The sequence below is a fragment of the Streptomyces sp. NPDC047841 genome (assembly GCF_040704085.1).
Classification (GTDB): domain Bacteria; phylum Actinomycetota; class Actinomycetes; order Streptomycetales; family Streptomycetaceae; genus Streptomyces; species Streptomyces argyrophylli.
Genome location: NZ_JBEYRP010000085.1, coordinates 1 through 1,840, shown reverse-complemented (window position 1 = coordinate 1,840; position 1,840 = coordinate 1). Strand labels below are relative to the sequence as shown.

Genomic DNA, 1,840 nt, shown 5'->3' with positions numbered 1-1,840 from the left:
CCACCCGCTACGACAAGACCGCCCAGTCCTACAAAGCAGCCGTCACCCTCGCATCACTCCTGATGTGGGCCTGACACTTTGACGACAACTCCTAGAGCGGGCCTGACTCGATGAAGGCCCATGACTTCCTGGTCGTCGTCAAGTACAGCTGGGTCTCCGACGCCGAGCACCCCGGTCCCCCAGCCGCCGAGATGCAGACCCTGCCCGTCCACTGGCTCCACGACTGAATGCTGTGCCTGGACGTCGAGTGCGGGATGCGTGCCGAGACCGTGCTGCAGCGACCTCCTACCAGCCCGACGCCCCCGAGGGGGTTCTCCCCCACAGGCGGCCACCCGGCCATCTTGAATGACACCGACCCGAAAGGGCAGGCCACCCGCGGGCTGTACGTGACGGCGACCGAGACCGTGTCGACCCGGGTAGCCGAGGAGCTCGTCCCGGAAGCTCCTACGCACGGCGGCGGCCCCCGCGCGGTGGGCCGATCCCGCCTGGCTGGGGCCTTTGATCGCCGCCGACCACGACAGCCCGCTGCACGGCTTTACGGGGGCGCTGGCGCGCCCGCCTCCGCGACGCCGGGCCGCCGATAGGGCGATCCGTGGCGGCTGAGGCGGGAGCAGCAGCCCGCCACGATGGCCGGCCGGTTACGCGTCATAGCGGCCGAACAGCAGTCGGACCCCGAACACCGCTTCCGGATCGAGCAGTTGATCAGCGAGGTCCGGGAGCAGCTGGTGCAGCCACACGAGTCAGCTACGCCACATCACTGCAGGAAGCTGTCGATGGGTGCCGCGTGGTATTCCGTCGCGCCCACGGTGGTGATGCCGCCGGCTGAACCGGGCAGCCGCAGAGCGCCGGCACCGCTCACGTACAGGTCGGCCGTTCCGTCACCGTCCGTGTCGCGCAGCCGTACCAGGCCACCGAACTGCTCGTCGGCCGTCAACGCACCCGGGACTCCTCGGGTGTTGCGGGCGAACCACTGTGAGCCGGCACCGGACAGGCCGCCCGCCCGCCCCTTGAAGATGTGCACGCCGCCCGCGTAGTCGTGGTCACCGATCTCCTCGCCCGGCACGCCGACTGCAAGCGGCCACCCGGCGATCAGGCTGCCGGTCCACCGGATCGTCGCGCTCTTCGGCGACCGCACACGGCGCGGGGCTGGGGAGGTACCTGCCCACGAGCCAGTGGACGAGCTCTGAAGACGCTGCTGCAGTCTTCGCAGCGGCGGCTTCGGCTGCCTATGCCACGGTGCGGGACCGGGACGGCGGATCCCGACCCCGCACCGTGAGACTCTCGCCCGGCCTCTCCCGGGCCACGGTGGTGAGCAGGCCGCAGCAGGGGGATGGCAGCCATGAAGGTGTCGCAGACAGGCACGAATCCGCAGGATCTGTAGGCGCTGCCCACGATCGACGGAGAAGATCCACCATCGCCGGATGCAGCCCGGCATGGTCATCAACTTGGCCCCCACGGGCCCATACGGAGCCGTAAGCCGCGGGGGTGCCCATGAGCATAGCGAAAGAAGACGCCCCTCGCTATGGATCAGACGGCCACGTGAAGCCATCCCTTCGGATCGACACCACGCTCACGCCCAGCGGGGGGCTCTGGTTGCAGGACGTGTGCCAAACCCATCAGGGGACGGGAAACGTAGCGGCAAGCTCCCGTCCCCCCGTTATGTTTTCCGCGGTCCTGCAAGAGGACCGCTGGCCTCCGGGCCCGGCATGGCTGGTCCCCCCTGTCGAACCGATGGCCTGGGGGGTTGGTGCCACCGGGCCCGAGAGGCGCCGTTGGAGACGCTGATGAGAGGTCCGACTACCGCCTGGCCCGGTGCAATGCCCGGCCGCTTGCGGGCGGC

General features: G+C 69.5%; 1 protein-coding gene. It reads right to left on the bottom strand.

What is annotated here, in order from left to right; translation table 11 throughout:
• Positions 1–754: 754 nt before the first annotated feature.
• The gene (locus AB0947_RS42760; protein ID WP_366755748.1) at positions 755–1,135 is read right to left on the bottom strand and encodes a hypothetical protein; all 381 of its coding nucleotides are present in this window, start codon (positions 1,133–1,135) and stop codon (positions 755–757) included.
• Positions 1,136–1,840 lie beyond the last annotated feature (705 nt).